Raw genomic sequence first — 16,127 nt, forward strand, 5'->3', positions numbered from 1 at the left:
GGCCCGTAACACGGCGCACATAGACTCGCGGCGTGGCAGACATCTCGGTGCGTGGGCGCCTGGCTTTGCGAGCGGCGGCGGCAGCGTCGTGGGCCTCGCAGAAGGCGGGCCGCGGCAAGGGTTCGATGATCGGCGGCCTGATCGCGTTGAAGATCGATCCGACGATCATGACGCAGCTCGGGCGCGGCAGGCGGACGGTGCTGATCACCGGCACCAACGGCAAGTCGACGACCACGCGGATGACCACCGCGGCGCTGGGCACCCTCGGCCGGGTCGCCACCCAGGCCGACGGCGCCAACATGGACGCGGGCATCGTCGCCGCGCTGAGCGTGCACCAGGGGGTGCCGCTGGCCGCGATCGAGGTCGACGAACTGCACCTGCCGCACGTCTGCGACGCGCTCGACCCGTCGGCCGTGGTGCTGCTGAACCTGAGCCGCGATCAGCTCGACCGCGTCGGCGAGATCAACATGATCGAGCGCAAGCTGCGCGCGGGCCTGGCCAGGCATCCCGACACCGTGGTCGTCGCCAACTGCGACGACGTGCTCGTCGCGTCCATCGCCTACGACCACCCCAATGTGGTCTGGGTGGCGGCGGGCAGCGGCTGGGCCGTCGACGCTACCAGCTGCCCGCGCAGTGGCGAGCCGATTCTCTGGGAGGGCGAGAACTGGCGCTCCACCGGCGCCGATTTCCATCGCCCGCAACCGGATTGGTGGCTCGAGGGCGAAGACCTCTGCGGCCCGGACGGTTTCCGCGCGCCCCTGCACCTGGCGCTGCCCGGCCGCGCGAACCGCGGCAACGCGGCGCAGGCCGTGGCCGCGGCGGTGGCCATGGGCGCCGAGCCGGTCAAGGCCACCGATGCCACCGGGACCGTGCGCGAGATCGCGGGCCGGTACCGCACCGTCACCGTCGGCGAGCACGACGCCCGGCTGCTGCTGGCGAAGAACCCCGCGGGCTGGCAGGAGGCGCTGTCGATGATCGACCCGGCCTCGGCAGGTCTGGTGATCGCGGTGAACGGGCAGGTGCCCGACGGCGAGGACCTGTCCTGGCTGTGGGACGTGCGGTTCGAGCACTTCGAAGGCGTGCAGGTGGTGGCCGCCGGCGAGCGCGCCACCGACCTCGCGGTCCGCCTGACCTACGCCGGGGTGGAGCACACCGTGGTGCCGAATCCGCTGCGCGCGATCGAGTCCTGCCCGGCCGGGCACGTCGAGGTGCTGGCCAACTACACCGCGTTCCGCGATCTCAACCGTGACCTGGAGGGCCGCGCGTGAGCGACACCATCCGCATCGGCCTCGTCCTGCCCGACGTGATGGGCACCTACGGCGACGGCGGCAACGCGCTGGTCCTGCGGCAGCGGCTGCGCATGCGCGGCTACGAGGCCGAGATCATCGACATCACCCTCGCCGATCCGGTCCCCGACTCCTTCGACATCTACACCCTCGGTGGCGCCGAGGACTCCGCGCAGCGCCTGGCCACCCGCCACCTGCAGAAGTACCCCGGCCTGCAGCAGGCCGCCGCCAAGGGCGCCCCCGTGCTCGCGATCTGCGCGGCCATCCAGGTCCTCGGCAACTGGTACGAGACGTCCTCGGGCGAAAAGGTCGACGGTGTCGGCCTTTTCGACGTCACCACCTCACCCCAGGCCACCCGCGCGATCGGCGAGGTCACCACCTCGCCCGTCCTGGACGGCCTGAAGGCCCCGCTGACCGGCTTCGAGAACCACCGCGGCGGCACCCTGCTCGGCGCCGACGCCGCCCCGCTGGCCAAGGTGACCCGCGGTGTCGGCAACGGTGTCGGCGACGGCACCGAGGGCGTCGTCCAGGGCTCGGTCATCGGCACCTACCTGCACGGCCCCGCCCTGGCCCGCAACCCCGAACTCGCCGACCTCCTCATCGCCCGAGCCCTCGGCATCCCCACCACCGACCTCGTCCCCCTCGACCTCCCGATCGTCGACCGCCTCCGCCGCGAACGCCTGCGGGCGTGATCGGACATCTATATCTGAACTAGTTCTGACATACTGGTGGTATGAGCGCGACAGCCACCTGGTCCGAGTTCCTGCGCGACCCGAATCGGATCATCGAGGAGATGGAAGCCAACGGCGACGTGATCCTCGTTCGCCGGTCGGCGCCGCCGGTCCGGCTGTCGAGCGCGGACACGGAGGCGGCGGCGGCCGACGCGCTCGGCGTACTGATGCAGTTGCTCACCGTCGCGATGGACGATGAGCTGCTCGAACGAATGGTGTCCCGCCTAGCCGTTGTCTTCCCGTGGCTCGAGCTTCTACCCGAAACCGCCCGGATCGAGTTCGTCGGCGAGTTCCTCGCGATCGCGCGCGGGGGACTGTCAGTCGGCCGGGTCGACCGACTGAGCACCACACTCGAATCCTGGAAAGAGACGGCACGCGCGTACGCCGACCCGGCGATCGCCATCGACGGTTCGGACCTGCACTACCTCGAAGACCCTGAAGCAGCAGTTGCTCCAGGGGAACCGGAGTGAGCCGCCGTTCCGACGTACCCCGACCACTGAAGCGGGCGGAATTCGAACTCGTCTTCATCACCAGCCAGGCACAGAAGGGCTGGACCGACTGCCTCGCGGCGGCTCGCAACGCGATGGTCGACGCGTGGGACCAGCTCACTCGCGAGCCTGAAGCCGTCTCGGCCCGGCTCTACCCGCTCAAGGCGGACCTGCGGTACGGCCGGTACCAGGGGCGCACCTTCGAGCGATTCCAGTACAAGTTCTCCGACGGCGGTCGGCTCTGGTACTTCGTCGACCACGCGCCCAAGGGCAGTCGCACCGCGGGACGTGTCCTCTTGGAACGCTGCATGCCGAGCCACCCGAAGGAAACCGACTAGCGCTCGGCAGGTCCGACTTCCGCTCACGGCGACTTTTACCCTCCCGGAGTCGCTACCTGCGCCGATAGCGTCGGGTCTCGTTGTGTCGGGCGCATCGGCCGGGGCACCGAGGAGCAGGAGTGCGGGCGTGACCGGAGTGCTGATCGAGACGGCGGGGGCGCGGGGTCTCGGGGCCAAGGTCACCCGGACGGCCGGGCCGCGGCGGGGGCGGCGGGCGCTGGCCTCGGTGGTCGCGGTGGGGCTCGTGCTGGCCGGGTGGACGGTGATCTCGGCGGTCGGGGTGGTGGATCCGCTGTATCTGCCGTCGCCGGGTGCCGTGTGGGACGCGTTCGTGCGGGCCAACACCCGGCACCGGATCGCCGACGGGGTTGACCGGTTCGTCATCGGCGAGCAGGGCTACTACCTCTGGGAACATCTGCTGGCGAGCCTGCAGCGGATCGCGGTCGGGGTGGGCGCGGCGATTCTGCTCGGTCCGCTGGTGGGGTTCGTGATGGGCATGGTCGCGCCGGTGCGCTGGGTGGCCGAGCCGGTGCTGAACTTCCTGCGCGCCCTGCCGCCGCTCGGCTACATCGGTCTGCTGATCGTGTGGTTCGGCATCGGTGACACCTCCAAGATCTGGCTGCTGTTCCTGGCCGCGTTCCCGCCGATCGCGATCGCCACCCTGGACGGGGTGCTCGGCGTGAAGCAGGACTACCTCCATGCCGCGCGCTCCCTGGGAGCCCGTCGCGCCCAGGTGGTTTCGCTCGTCGTGCTGCCCGCGACGCTGCCGAACGTGCTCAGCGGCATCCGGATCGCGACCGCGTTCGCCTGGACGACGGTCGTCGCCGCCGAACTCAACAACGGTATCCCCGGCATCGGCGGGCTCGCGTATATCGCGGGCACGCAATTGAATACGCCGCTCACCATCGCCTGCATCATCGTGATCGGCGTGGCGGCACTGCTGCTGGACGCGGTGATCGCGTTCATCGGCGCCAGAGTCGTCCCCTGGAAAGGCAAAGCATGACAACCACTGTGCGCAAGGTCGTGGCGACCGCGGCCGCGCTCTCCGCCGTTCTCGCGGTCACCGCCGGCTGTGTGGAATCCGGCCGCGCGGACACCGGCCAGGGCGCGGCGAGCTGCCCGTTCGCCGCCGATCCGAGCGTCACCAGCACGGTCCGGCTCGGGTTCCAGGCCATCCCCAACGGTGACCTGCTGGTGAAGGACCGCAACCTGCTGCAGGCCTGCCTGCCCAACGCGAAGATCACCTGGAGTCAGTTCGCCTCCGGCGCCGACGTGGTGCAGGCGTTCGGCGCAGGCAGCCTGGACATCGGCACACTCGGCTCGAGTCCGGCGACCAAGGCGCTGTCGGCACCGCTGAACCTGCCGGTGCAGGTCGTATGGATCCACGACGTGATCGGCGCCTCGGAATCGCTGGTCGCCAAGCAGAAGTCGGATCTGGCCGGGCTCAAGGGCAAGCGCATCGCCACGCCGTTCGGCAGCACCTCGCACTACAGCCTGCTCGCGGCGCTGGACAGAGCCGGTCTCACCGGTCAGGTGGAGCTGATCAATCTGCAACCGGAGGCGATTCCCGGTGCGTGGCAGGGCGATCAGATCGACGCGGCCTGGGTGTGGGATCCCACCCTGTCCAAGCTCACGGCGGCGGGCGGCACGGTGATCACCACCAGCGCCGAGACCGCGGCCGCCGGGGCGCCGACCTTCGACGTCGCGATCGCCGACAAGAAGTTCCTCGCCGACAACGCCGCCTTCGCTGTCACCTGGGCGAAGCTGCAGAGCTACGCCGTCGAGCAGATCACCACCGACAAGGCCGCGGCGGCCGTCTCCATCGGCGCCCAGCTGGGCATCGCGCCGGACAAGGTCACGCCGCAGCTGGCGGGCTACCGGTATCTGACCGCCGCCGAGCAGGCTGACCCGCGCTACCTGGGTGGCGGATTCGCCGCCGACCTCGCCGGCACCGCGGGCTTCCTGCTGAGCCAGGGCGGCATCGCCGCCGTCGGCAGCGAACAGCAGTACCGCGACGGCATCGCGGTGGCGCCCGCGAGGGGTGCGGCGGGGTGAGCGCCGAGCGGGTGACGCTGACCGGGGTGCGCAAGAGCTACCCCGGTCCCGAGGGTGAGGTCGAGGTGCTCGCGCCGACCGATCTCACCATCGAACCCGGCGAATTCGTCTGTGTGGTCGGCCCTTCCGGCTGCGGCAAGTCGACGCTGCTCAACATCCTGGCCGGATTCCTCGCGCCCTCCGCGGGCGAGGTGCGGGTGGGTGACCGCGTCGTCGACGGTCCCGATCCGGATCGCGGCGTGGTGTTCCAGCAGGCGAATCTCTATCCGTGGCTGTCGGTGCGCGGCAATGTGGAGTTCGGTCCGAAGGTCCGCGGGGTGGACAGGGCGACGCGCCGCGCCGAGGCCCAGCGATTGCTGGCACTGGTCGGGCTGGACCAGCTCGGTGATCGCAGGCCCTACGAGCTCTCCGGCGGACAGCAACAGCGCGCGCAGATCGCGCGCGTGCTGGTGAACGATCCGGGCATCGTGCTCATGGACGAACCGTTCGGCGCGCTCGACGCCCTCACCAGGGAGCGGCTCCAGCGCGAACTGCGCGCGCTCTGGCGCGGTGGCGACAAGACGATCCTGTTCGTCACCCACGGCATCGAGGAGGCGGTGCTGCTCGGCACGCGCATCCTGGTGATGGCGCCCGGCCGGATCGTCCACGACACCTCGCCCACCTTCAAAGCCGCCGACGACGACTTCGAGACGATCCGCGCGCACCCCGAATTCGCCGCGCTGCGCGACGAATTGGCGCGTCACATCTACGCCGCCTGACTCACTCGGCGGCGACCACCGCCCTGGACCGACCCCGGGTGATCAGGTAGCCGAACGCGGCGGCGATCGGGAACATCAGCACGCCGTACACGGCGGCGGGCACGGCCAGCTCGGTGCTGTCCAGGACGCTGATGGCGATGGTGATGGCGATCGTGCTGTTGTGGATGCCCACCTCCATCGAGCAGGCGATGGCCTGGCGTTCCGGCACGCCGAGCAGGCGCGGCACGAGGTAGCCGAGGGCGAGGCTGATCAGGCAGAACAGCACGGTGATCGCCCCGACCTGGCCGAGCGAATCGGCCAGGGTGTCGGATTCGGCGATGATCGTGCCGACGATCACCAGCAGCAGGGTGAGCGCGGACCCGATGCGCACCGGACGGTCCATCCGGTCGGCGAACGCGGCCGACCAGCGGCGCACCAGCATGCCGACCGCGACCGGGACGAGCACGATCGCGAACACCTGCACGACCTTGCCGAACTGCAGGCCCACCGACCCGCCACCGTCGGCGGGCTCGAAGTAGCCGATCGCGAAGTTGGTGACCAGCGGCAGGGTGACGACCGCGATGATCGAATTGACCGCCGTCAGCGACACGTTCAGCGCGACATCGCCGCGGAACAGGTGACTGAACAGATTCGCCGTCGTCCCGCCCGGCGAGGCGGCGAGCAGCATCATGCCCACGGCGAGGACGGCGGGCAGATCGAACAGCAGCACCAGCCCGAAGGCCACGGCCGGGAGCGCGATCAGCTGGCAGAGCAGGGCGATGGCGACGATGCGCGGGCTCTTCGCGATCCGGGTGAAGTCGGCGGGCGTGAGCGAGAGCCCGAGGCCGAACATGATCACGACCAGAGCCAGGGGCAGGCCGACGGAAACCAGGGGTGAGTTCATAGCCATCCTCATCGAGCAGTCCGGGCCCGCGACCCAGCTTGAGACGCGCTCGTCTCAACAATGAGAGTAGCCAGCTGTGACCCACGTCGCAGTGGAACGGCGAAATCGCTAGGCGGGCACCGAACTCCGCTCACACAGCTCGTGCACGAAGCGCATCTTCTCCAGCACCCGCTCCGGGAGGACGAAGGGGTACAGGTCGTCGTGCCCCATCGAGCGGTTCACCATGTTCAGCGACCAGGCCAGCGGCAGCCACAGCTCGATGATCTTGTCGAAACCGGCGCGGCCCACCTGCGGGCGATCCAGGGTGGCACCGGCGGGCGCGAAGCCGAAGGCGGCGGCGGTGTCGAGGGTGTCGCGGATGTGCAGGTAGTGTGCGAAGGTCTCGGCCCAGTCCTCGGCCGCGTGCATGGTGGCGTAGGAGGAGACGTAGTCGTCCTCCCAGCCGGGCGGGGCGCCCTGGGCGTAATGCGCGTCGAGCGCGGCCTGGTAGTCGGCGTAGGGGTCGCCGAACAGGTCGCGGAACCGTTGCAGCTCTTCGTCTCCGCCGACCAGCACGGTGAAGTAGTAGTGCCCGATCTCGTGCCGGAAATGGCCGAGCAGCGTCCGGTACGGCTCGGCCATCTCGATCCGCAGTTGCTCGCGGTGCGGGTCGTCGGCCTCGGCCAGATCGAGGGTGACGACGCCGTCGAGATGGCCGGTGAGCACCCCGTCGGTCCGGCTGGAGAGCAGGTCGAAGGCAAGGCCGTGCGCGGGATCGGCGTCGCGGCCGACGATCGGCAGCTCGAGTTCGACCAGCTCGAAGATCAGCCGGCGCTTGGCCGCCTCGGCCTCGGCGAAGGCGGCCAGACCCTCGGCGTCGTTGTCGTTGGGCCTGGTCCTGGTGAGGGCGCAGGACTCGCACAGCGTCGGCCCATCGGCGGGATCATCGGTGGACACCAGCCAATTGCACTGCGCCACATGCAGGTTGTCGCAGAGGCGGAAGCGGTCGCCGTCGACGACGCCACCCGCGTGGTCGATCGCCGCGTCGCCGGGCGGGTCGCCGATCACCACCAGCGCCCGCTCCCGCAGGCTGAACCCGAGCGGGCTCGAGCAGGACAGGCACACCGAATTCTCGAAAGCCAGTTGCTGGCCACAATTCGGGCAGACGAAATCGCGCAAGGGACTACACCTCCACCGGGGCTACATCGACCGAGACCGTGATCGTGGACTGTTTGGCGTCGGTGTAGATGATGCCACGCAGCGGCGGCACATCCTGGTAGTCGCGACCCCACGCCGCGGTGACGTAGCGCTCGTCGGCGAACTGGTCGTTGGTGGGGTCGAAGGCGATCCAGCCGCCGGTGCGGTCGCCCGCGTCGGTGCCCGGCAGCCAGACCGCGGCCCAGGCATGGGTGGCGTCGACGCCGACCATGCGCTCCTTGCCCGGCGGCGGGTCGGTGGCGAGATAGCCCGAGACGTAGCGGGCGGCCAGACCGTGCGAACGCAGGCACGCGGCGCCGATGCGGGCGAAGTCCTGGCAGACGCCCTCGCGGGCGGCGAACACGTCGGCGACGCTGGTGCTCACCGTGGTCGAGCCGGAGCGGTAACGGAAGTCGCGGTGGATGCGGGTGTTCAGTTCGGTGACCGCCGCGAGCAGCGGCCTGCCCGGCGCGAAGCTCTCCGCCGCGTACGCGGTGACCTCGTCGGTGATCTCGGGCGGCAGCAGGTCGAGGGTGAACTCCACCGCGAGCGGTCCGCTCGCGGTGGTCGGACGCGCTGCCTCCCAGGGGATATCGGCCCCGTCGGGGGTCGACCGGCGCTCGACCTCGACGAGCGACTCGCCGGTCACCTCGAGTGTCCGATGCTCCGCGGTGACGTGGAAGTACGTCGTCGTATTGCCGTAGACGTCGGTGCCGACGGAACGGTCCGAGGGCACCGGGTCGATGTGGATGTCGTGCTCGAGCAGCCGTTGGCCCGCGAATTCGCGCGGCGTCAGATAGGCGCGGCCGTAGGAGCTGGTGACCTCGTCGGAATAGCTGTAGGTGGTGCGGTGGGTCACCAGGTAGCGCCTGTTCATCCGACCATCCTGGTATTGCCCCACAGCGGCTGGATGCTGACCGGCACCGCGAGTTTCGTCGCCTCGAACGATTCCGACAGCTTGCGCAGCCGCAAGTGCACCCCTTCCAGCAGTTCCACCAGTTCGGTGCGGACGCCGTCGGCGTCGGTGTGCGCGAGGTCGTCCGGGTCGACGCGGCGCAGCATGCGCTGGGCGTCGGCGAGCAGCCGTTGCGAGCGGGAGGCGCCGGAACCGCCTGGCAGCGCCTGGAAGTCGGCCTCGAGCCGGTCGAGCTGATAGACCAGCGAACGCGGATTGCCCGCGTCGAACAGCAGCAGCGCGGCGAGTGCGCCGACATGGGCCGACCCGCGATGCCTGCGCCGGTAGATCACCGCCGACTCGGTGGCGGTGAGGACGGCCTCGGCCACCACCCGCTCCACCTCCGGCGGATTCACCTGCGCCAGCGCGGCATTGACGAGCGCGGTGACGGCGAGCCCGCGCTCGATCCGCTTGCCGATGTCCATGACGTACCAGCCGGTGTCGCGCACCAGCGACTCCGCGCCGATCCCCGACAGCGACAGCAGCGCGGCCAACGTCAGCGAGTGCACCGCCGACAGCGCGTTCTCCTGTTCACTGCTGGCAGAACGGAATTCGGCAAGCGCGCGGTCGACCGCGCCGATGATCATCCAGGTGTCACCGGAGAGCTGATCGCGCACCGCCCGCGCGGCCGACCCGTAGTGATCCACCGCGTACGAGAGCGAGCCGGGCAGATACCGGTCTCCGGTGAGCGAGGCCAGGTAGTGGTACCCCTCCGCCGAGGCCCCCGCGACCGCCCGCGGTTGGGCCTGCCCCCGCTTGGCGCGCGCACGTGCCTTCCCGCGCGGCTGCCGCGGGGGCTCATCCGACTCTCCCGGCTCGTCGCTGCCCGCCGAATCCGTGCCGCGCTCCGCAGTGGTCCCGGTGGTACGCAGAGCACGCGCGAGCGCACTGGTCCCCCGCTCCCACACCGCGCCACCCTCAGCACCGGCGGTCGCGTCAGCGTCAGCGCCCGCGCCGGCCGTCGCGTCACCATCAGCGGCGACACCGGTTGTCACGTCAGCGCCCGCGCCGGCCGTCGCGTCACCATCAGCGGCGACACCGGTTGTCACGTCAGCGCCCGCGCCGGCCGTCGCGTCAGCGTCAGCGCCCGCGCCGGCCGTCGCGTCACCATCAGCGCCTGCGCCAGCCGTCGCGTCACCATCAGCGCCCGCCGCTGCGGCACCGTCGGCGGCCGCGCTCGCGCCGGGCGTCGCGTCACCATCGGCAGCCGCACCAGCCGCTGCGACACCATCAACCACCCCGCCCGCGCCAGCCGTCGCGTCACCGTCAGCGGCGGCGGCTGAGCCGGTCGCCGAATTGGAGCCAGGCACCGAATCGGAGCCGACCACCTCATTCGGCGGGCGCACAGCCTCGTTGGTGGATTCGGGTGGCTCGACGCTGCTGAGCTGGCCGGTTCCGTTGGGCAGCACCGATTCCGGGGCGTTGGTGCCGGTGGTCACCGAGAGGGCGCGCATCAGGATGGGTAGGGCCTCGGCGCCGTCGAGCCAGGGGCGGTAGCGGTAGTCCTGGTAGACGTCGTGGGTGGCGGCGAGCAGGCGCACGATCGATTCGGCGCGTTCGCTGTAGCGGCCCATCCAGAACAGGTCGTTGAGCACGCGCGGGGAACTGATCGCCTCGACCACCGGCATCGCCCGGCGCAACCGGTCCTCGTGCGGCGCTTCGCTGCCGACGGCGGGCGCGGTGGCGGGAGCGGCGCGCACCCAGACGTCCTTGGCGGCCACCTTGATCACGCTGCGGGTCGGTTCCAGCCGCATCCGCTGCTGGCCGAGCCCACCCGACATGGCGGTGTACCCACCGCGCCTGGCCATCGAGAACAGCCGCATGCCGACCGGCGCCGGCGCCAGCCCCGAGCCGCCCTCGATCGCGGGCGCCACCGAGAACTCGGCCGGTTCCTGCCCGACCCACTTCCACCGTTCGGCCTCGATCCGGGCCGCCAGATCGGTGCGCTCGGCGGCCGACAGGCTCGGCCCGAAGATGGTCGACCCGTCGACGGCGGAACGGATCACCAGGTCACCGAGGTGCGCGACGAGATGGGAGCGCTCGCTGTCGTCGCCACCCCAGTACGCGGGCGTGCCGTCGAGCAGCAAGTCCGCGCCGAGGACCGAGCGGGCGATCCGCGGCAGGAAGGCGCTCAGCGCGGGCGATTCCAGCAACCCGCTACCGAGCGTGTTGACCACCGTCACCGCCCCGCGCCGCAGCACCTCGACCAGCCCGACCACACCGAGACGCGAATCAGGGCGTAGATCCAGCGGATCGGAGAACTCGGCGTCGACGCGGCGCAACACCACATCGACCCGCTCCAGACTGCCCAGCGACCGCATCCACAGGGCGCCGTCGCGGACCACCAGGTCGGCGCTCTCGACGAGCGGGAAGCCGAGCACCTGCGCGAGATAGGCCTGATCGAAAGCGGTTTCGGAATACGAGCCCGGGCTCAGCACCACGACCACCGGCTCCTCGCCGTCGGCCAGTTCGGGCGCCGCCTCCGCCAGCATCAACCGCATCGCGCGGGCGAACGGGGTGAGCGGACGCGGTCCGGCATGCTCGAACGCCTCGGGAATGGCCGAGGCGACGACCCTGCGATCGGCCAGGGCGTAGCCGGCCCCCGAGGGCGCCTGCGCCCAGTCGGCGAGCACGCGGAACTGCCCGTCGCTCCAGCGGCTGATGTCGCAGGCGTGCAGGAACAGCTGGTGGGTGCCGGGGATGGTGATGCCGTGCGCCGCCCGCACATACCCGGTGTTGCCGAACACGATCTCCGGCGGCAGCAGGCCCGAACTCAGCAGCCTGCGCGGCCCGTACACATCGGTGAGCACCTCGTCGAGCACGAGCGAGCGCTGGACCAGGCCGGTTTCCAGGCGGGTCCAGTCGTCGGCGGAGACCAGCAGCGGAATGGGATCCAGGCGCCATGGCGCCGCGGTCATGGTGTCGTCGGCGCCGACCTCGGTGTAGGTGACGCCGTCGTCCTCGATCTGCCTGCGCACCCGCAGGTCGATCTTGCCGAGCCCGCCGACGCCCTGGTCGACGAAGTCGGCCGACAGCTCCGACCACATCGACCGCACCCGCCCGCGCCCGTCGACCAGTTCGTCGTAGTAGCCCTGGGTCGGCCTGCCGCACTCGTCGAACCGCGCCACCGCCTTGCTCTCGGACCGGTACCGCGCGAACTGCTCGGCGGCGGCCGCCGCGGCGCGCCCGCCGCCGGTCTCGCGGCCCACTGTGTCCCGTCGGTCAGGCACCGTTGCTTGCTCCTACGCGGCGAGTGGTCGGGCGGTGGACATTGCTACCAGCTGTCGGGCACGCCCCACACCGTGCGCGCGCGACGTAGATCCAGGATGCCCGGTGCGCCGACATCGGTCGACTGTGCCGCGATCTTCGCACGGAGTTCGGCCGGGTCGAGCGGATTCACCGTATGCCCCGCGGCTTCGAAGCGGCGATTGCGACGCGACTGCGCCGCGACGGCGTTGACCGGGGCGTCGTCGAAGGCGCGGCCGCCGGGATGCACGACGTGATAGGTGCAGCCGCCGCGCGACAGGCCGGTGGCCGGGTCGATCAGGTCGAACACCAGCGGCGCGTCGACGGTGATCGACGGATGCAGCGAATTCGGCGGCTGCCAGGCCCGATACCGCACCCCGGCGACCTGGACGTCGGCCTTGTCGGTGGCCAGCAGCGGTACCGGCATGCCGTTGCAGGTGAGCACGTAGCGGTCGCGGTCGGCGCCGACCACCCGCACCTGCAGCCGTTCCACCGAGGAGTCGACATAGCGGGCGGTGCCCTGTCCGGTGGTCTGCTCGCCGAGGGTCAGCCACGGTTCGATCGCGCCGCGCAGTTCCACTTCCACATCGCCGATCACGGCGGTGCCGATGCGCGGGAACCGGAACTCGGTGAACGGATCGAGCCAGCTGGTGTCGAAGTCGATGCCGTGCGCGCGCAGGTCGGCGGCGACCTCGGCGATATCGCTCGTCAGGAAGTGCGGCAGCAGGTAGCGGCCGTGCAGGTTGTCACCGTGGCGCAGCAGCGGGGCGCGATAGGGCCGCTCCCAGAACATCGCGACCAGCCCGCGCACCAGCAGCGACTGCACCATCGCCATCTGGAAGTGCGGCGGCATCTCGAAGCCGCGCAGTTCCAGCAGCCCGAGCCTGCCGCGCGCGGAATCGGGGCTGTAGAGCTTGTCGATGCAGAATTCCGCGCGGTGGGTGTTGCCGGTGAGATCGGTGAGCAGGTGCCGCAGGGCACGGTCGATATGCCAAGGCGCCGACTGGATCTCGGCCGGTGTGCCGTCGGCGCTCGATGCGGCGGTGAGCCGCGCGATCTCGGCGAAGGCGATCTCGAGTTCGTAGAGCGCGCCCTCGCGGCCCTCGTCGGCGCGCGGCGCCTGCGAGGTCGGGCCGACGAAACGCCCGGCGAACAGGTACGACAGCGCCGGGTGCCGCTGCCAGTAGGTGAGCATCGAGACGAGCAGATCGGGACGGCGCAGCAGCGGTGACCGCGCCGGGCTGACGCCGCCCAGCGTGATGTGGTTGCCGCCGCCGGTGCCGCTGTGCGTGCCGTCCACGTCGAAGGATTCGGTGCTCAACCGGGCCAGCCTGGCCTGCTCGTACAGGGTCCCGAGCACCTCGGACTGCTCGGCGAACGAGCCGGTGGGCATGATGTTGACCTCGATGACGCCGGGATCGGGCGTCACCGAGAAGGTGTGCAGCCGTGCGTCGTTCGGCGGCGCGTAACCCTCCAGCACCACCGGCTGATCCAGCGCGACCGCCGCGGCCTCGACCCTGGCGACGAGGTCGAGGAAGTCGTCGAGCTCGGCCACCGGCGGCAGGAACACGTGCAGGCGGCCCGCCCGCACCTCGGCGACCAACGCGGTCGTCGGCGTGAAGTCCGCCGATTCGAGGACCGCCGACGGCTCCTCGCGCGGCAACCGCAGCGGTCCCTGGAAGAGCGGATCGGCGTCGGGGACCGGTGGCGGGGTGTGCCAGGACACCGAGTTCAGCGGAAGTCGAAGGCCCGCGGGCGAATCCCCGTCGGCGAGCACGATCCGGCCCGGCCCGTCGCCCTCGTGTCCACGCCGCAGCCGCCAATCCGCGCTGGCCCACCCTGCGCCGTCGGCACGGCGATGGATCGGCAGCACGTAGGCGGTCGGCACGGTGACGGCTTCGTCGAGCCGGCCGAGCAGCGTCCGGCGTGCCAGCGGCGAATCGTCGGCCGGATCGAGATCGGCCTCCGGCGGCTCCCCGTAGGGCGCCGTCACCGTCGCCACCAGCCGCGCCAGCGGATCCTCGAAGGCAGGCCGCACCTGCCCCTCGGGCAGCCCGAGCGATTCCGCGACCCGCGCGATCAGCTCACGCGCCGCATCGACATCAGCGGCCGCCACCCGAGCCCGAACCACCCCCGCGGTGTTCTGCTGCTGCACACGCGCGGGCTGCACCGCCGCCCCCGCAGCAGCCTTCCGCCCCAGCCCAACCATGGCCCACAGCCGCGACGACACAGTCTCGAACCACGTCGCCTTCGCAGCAGAATCGGCAGCCGGACTTTCCTGCGCCACGGCAGGTTCCGCAGCGCCTTCGTCAGCGAGCAGGGCGGACGACACTCCGCCGACCGGACCGACCCCCTCGGACACGATCGTTCCGGGGCGATCCGTGACCTCGGCACGCTGAGCGTCGGCAGGTTGGACATCGACAAGCTGCGCGGCAGCGGGTTGCGTATCGCCGGACGAGGGGTCGACAGGCGGAACGGCGGCTGGTTGTGCAGCGACAGACTGCGCGTCGGCGGATGCGGCGTCAACAGGCTGGGCATCGGTAGGCGGGGCCGCAGCGGGTTTCGCAGTGACGGACTGCGCGGCGGCAGGCGAACCGTCGGCAAACTGTGCGGCACAGGGTTGCGCAGCGACAGACGACGCGGATGCAGGCAGCGTGGCGGGTTGCGCAAGGTGGGCGGGTTCCGCAGCGGCGGGTGGGGCGGCGGGCTCGGCGAGTTCGGCATCCGCGGTAGGCGCGTCGCCGGTCGGGGCGGCAGCGGGCTCGCCGAGTTCAGCGGCCGAAGTAGGCGGATCGGCCGGCGGGGTGACAGCGGGGGCGTCGAGTTCGGTGCTCGGGGCAGGGCTGCTGCGATCTCGGCCGTCGACCTGGGGTGGGTGCGAGACCGGGGTCCAGGGGTCGGTGAGCAGGTCCTGTCTGGTCCAGACCGGTTCACCGTCGGCGCGCCAGGCGATGGCGATCTCCCAGCGGGGCAACGGCTCTCCGGGGTACCACTTGCCCTGGCGGTACTGCACGATGCCGGTGGGGGCGTAGATCGCGCGCAGCCGGTCGGCCAGGTCGACGGCGCGTTCGCGTTTGTGTGGGCCGTCGGCGTCGGTGGTCCACTGGGCGCTCATCTGGTCGTCGACGGAGACGAAGGTGGGTTCGCCGCCCATGGTGAGGCCGACATCGGCGGCGGCCATCCGCTTGTCGATGGCGGCGCCGGAGGCCGTGATCCGTTCCCACTGGGACTCGGTGTAGGGCAGGGTGACTCGCGGGTCCTCGTGCACCCGGCGCACCACATTGCTGAATTCGAGCGTCGCCTCGGTGATCCCGGTGGCGCCGGTGATGGGGGCGGCCGCGCCGGGATGCGGGGTCGCGGCCAGCGGAATGTGCCCCTCCCCCGCGAACAGTCCCGAGGTGGGGTCCATGCCGATCCAGCCGGCACCGGGGATGTACACCTCGGTCCAGGCGTGCAGGTCGGTGAAGTCGGCGCTCGGCCCGGACGGTCCGTCCAGCGACGGCGTGTCCGAGGTGAGCTGCACCAGATAGCCCGAGACGAACCGCGCGGCCAATCCGAGTTCACGCAGGACGCCGACGAGCAGCCAGGCCGAATCACGGCAGGACCCGAGCTTGGTCCGCAGCGTGTGGTCGGGCGTCTGCACCCCCGGCTCCATCCGCACCGTGTAGTCCACGGTGTTCCGCAGCGCGTAGTTGAGTTCGACCAGGTAGTCGATGACCCGAATCCGCCCCTTCGGACCGTGCACCCGCACCCAGTCCCGCAGCAACTCCCCCGGCCCCGAGCCGGGTTCGCCCTCGTCGACCGGTCGCAGATACGGCTCGAGATCGGTGGCCAGCGCCTCGGGATAGGCGAACGGGAAGTACTCGGCGTAGTCCTCGACGAAGAAGTCGAACGGATTGACCACCTCGAGGTCGGCGATCAACCCCACCGTGATCGACAGTTCCTCGGTCGGCTCCGGGAACACCAGGCGCGCAACGAAATTGCCGAACGCGTCCTGCTGCCAGTTCACAAAATGCGCGGCCGGGGTGACCTGGAGCGAGTAGGCCTCGATCGGGGTCCGCGAGTGCGGGGCAGGCCGCAGCCGTACCTCGTGCGGATGCACCTCGACGAGACGATCGAAGGAGTACGCGGTCCGGTGTTCGAGCGACACCTTGATGCCCATGCGACAAGTTGACCACAGCCCACCCGCCCCGGGCGTGCCGATGGAGCGG

The 16,127-nt window shown here is 70.7% G+C and carries 12 protein-coding genes; 7 read left to right on the top strand and 5 right to left on the bottom strand.

Going from position 1 to position 16,127, the window contains the following annotated elements:
• Positions 1 to 32: 32 nt before the first annotated feature.
• The 7 genes from AB0H56_RS17575 (at position 33) to AB0H56_RS17605 (ending at position 5,656) form a co-directional block, all read left to right on the top strand.
• Positions 33 to 1,268 (top strand): MurT ligase domain-containing protein, encoded by a 1,236-nt coding sequence (locus AB0H56_RS17575; protein WP_357163922.1) that lies wholly within the window; start codon positions 33 to 35, stop codon positions 1,266 to 1,268.
• Positions 1,265 to 1,978, top strand: a complete 714-nt coding sequence (locus tag AB0H56_RS17580; RefSeq protein WP_357163925.1) for a glutamine amidotransferase — start codon at positions 1,265 to 1,267, stop codon at positions 1,976 to 1,978. Before AB0H56_RS17575 ends, AB0H56_RS17580 begins: the two co-directional genes overlap by 4 nt.
• Positions 1,979 to 2,079: 101 nt before the next feature.
• Positions 2,080 to 2,487: a hypothetical protein gene (locus AB0H56_RS17585; RefSeq protein ID WP_357163928.1), complete on the top strand. Its 408-nt coding sequence runs from the start codon at positions 2,080 to 2,082 to the stop codon at positions 2,485 to 2,487.
• On the top strand, positions 2,484 to 2,843 hold the full coding sequence (locus AB0H56_RS17590) for a hypothetical protein (RefSeq protein WP_357163931.1): 360 nt from the start codon (positions 2,484 to 2,486) through the stop codon (positions 2,841 to 2,843). Before AB0H56_RS17585 ends, AB0H56_RS17590 begins: the two co-directional genes overlap by 4 nt.
• Before the next feature lie 217 nt (positions 2,844 to 3,060).
• Positions 3,061 to 3,846 carry an ABC transporter permease gene (locus AB0H56_RS17595; protein ID WP_357164499.1) on the top strand — a complete coding sequence of 262 codons (786 nt, stop codon included), beginning with the start codon at positions 3,061 to 3,063 and terminating at the stop codon, positions 3,844 to 3,846.
• Complete coding sequence (locus AB0H56_RS17600; protein WP_357163934.1) at positions 3,843 to 4,898, top strand: glycine betaine ABC transporter substrate-binding protein; 1,056 nt, start codon at positions 3,843 to 3,845, stop codon at positions 4,896 to 4,898. The genes AB0H56_RS17595 and AB0H56_RS17600 overlap by 4 nt, the downstream gene beginning before the upstream one ends.
• Complete coding sequence (locus tag AB0H56_RS17605) at positions 4,895 to 5,656, top strand: ABC transporter ATP-binding protein (RefSeq protein ID WP_357163937.1); 762 nt, start codon at positions 4,895 to 4,897, stop codon at positions 5,654 to 5,656. Before AB0H56_RS17600 ends, AB0H56_RS17605 begins: the two co-directional genes overlap by 4 nt.
• 1 nt (position 5,657) lies before the next feature.
• Here the strand turns inward: AB0H56_RS17605 and AB0H56_RS17610 are convergent, their stop codons facing one another.
• From AB0H56_RS17610 to AB0H56_RS17630, 5 genes are all read right to left on the bottom strand, one after another.
• A complete protein-coding gene (locus tag AB0H56_RS17610; RefSeq protein WP_357163940.1) occupies positions 5,658 to 6,539 on the bottom strand; it encodes a bile acid:sodium symporter family protein in 882 nt (293 codons plus the stop codon).
• A gap of 108 nt (positions 6,540 to 6,647) precedes the next feature.
• Positions 6,648 to 7,697, bottom strand: coding sequence for a putative zinc-binding metallopeptidase (locus tag AB0H56_RS17615; protein ID WP_357163943.1), 1,050 nt, complete (start codon positions 7,695 to 7,697; stop codon positions 6,648 to 6,650).
• Between the two features lie 4 nt (positions 7,698 to 7,701).
• Positions 7,702 to 8,592, bottom strand: coding sequence for a transglutaminase family protein (locus tag AB0H56_RS17620; protein WP_357163946.1), 891 nt, complete (start codon positions 8,590 to 8,592; stop codon positions 7,702 to 7,704).
• Positions 8,589 to 11,900, bottom strand: coding sequence for a circularly permuted type 2 ATP-grasp protein (locus AB0H56_RS17625; protein ID WP_357163949.1), 3,312 nt, complete (start codon positions 11,898 to 11,900; stop codon positions 8,589 to 8,591). The genes AB0H56_RS17620 and AB0H56_RS17625 overlap by 4 nt, the downstream gene beginning before the upstream one ends.
• 44 nt (positions 11,901 to 11,944) lie before the next feature.
• Positions 11,945 to 16,078 carry a transglutaminase family protein gene (locus AB0H56_RS17630; protein WP_357163952.1) on the bottom strand — a complete coding sequence of 1,378 codons (4,134 nt, stop codon included), beginning with the start codon at positions 16,076 to 16,078 and terminating at the stop codon, positions 11,945 to 11,947.
• Between the last annotated feature and the right edge of the window lie 49 nt (positions 16,079 to 16,127).

This window comes from Nocardia sp. NPDC050717 (genome assembly GCF_040654275.1).
Lineage (GTDB): Bacteria > Actinomycetota > Actinomycetes > Mycobacteriales > Mycobacteriaceae > Nocardia.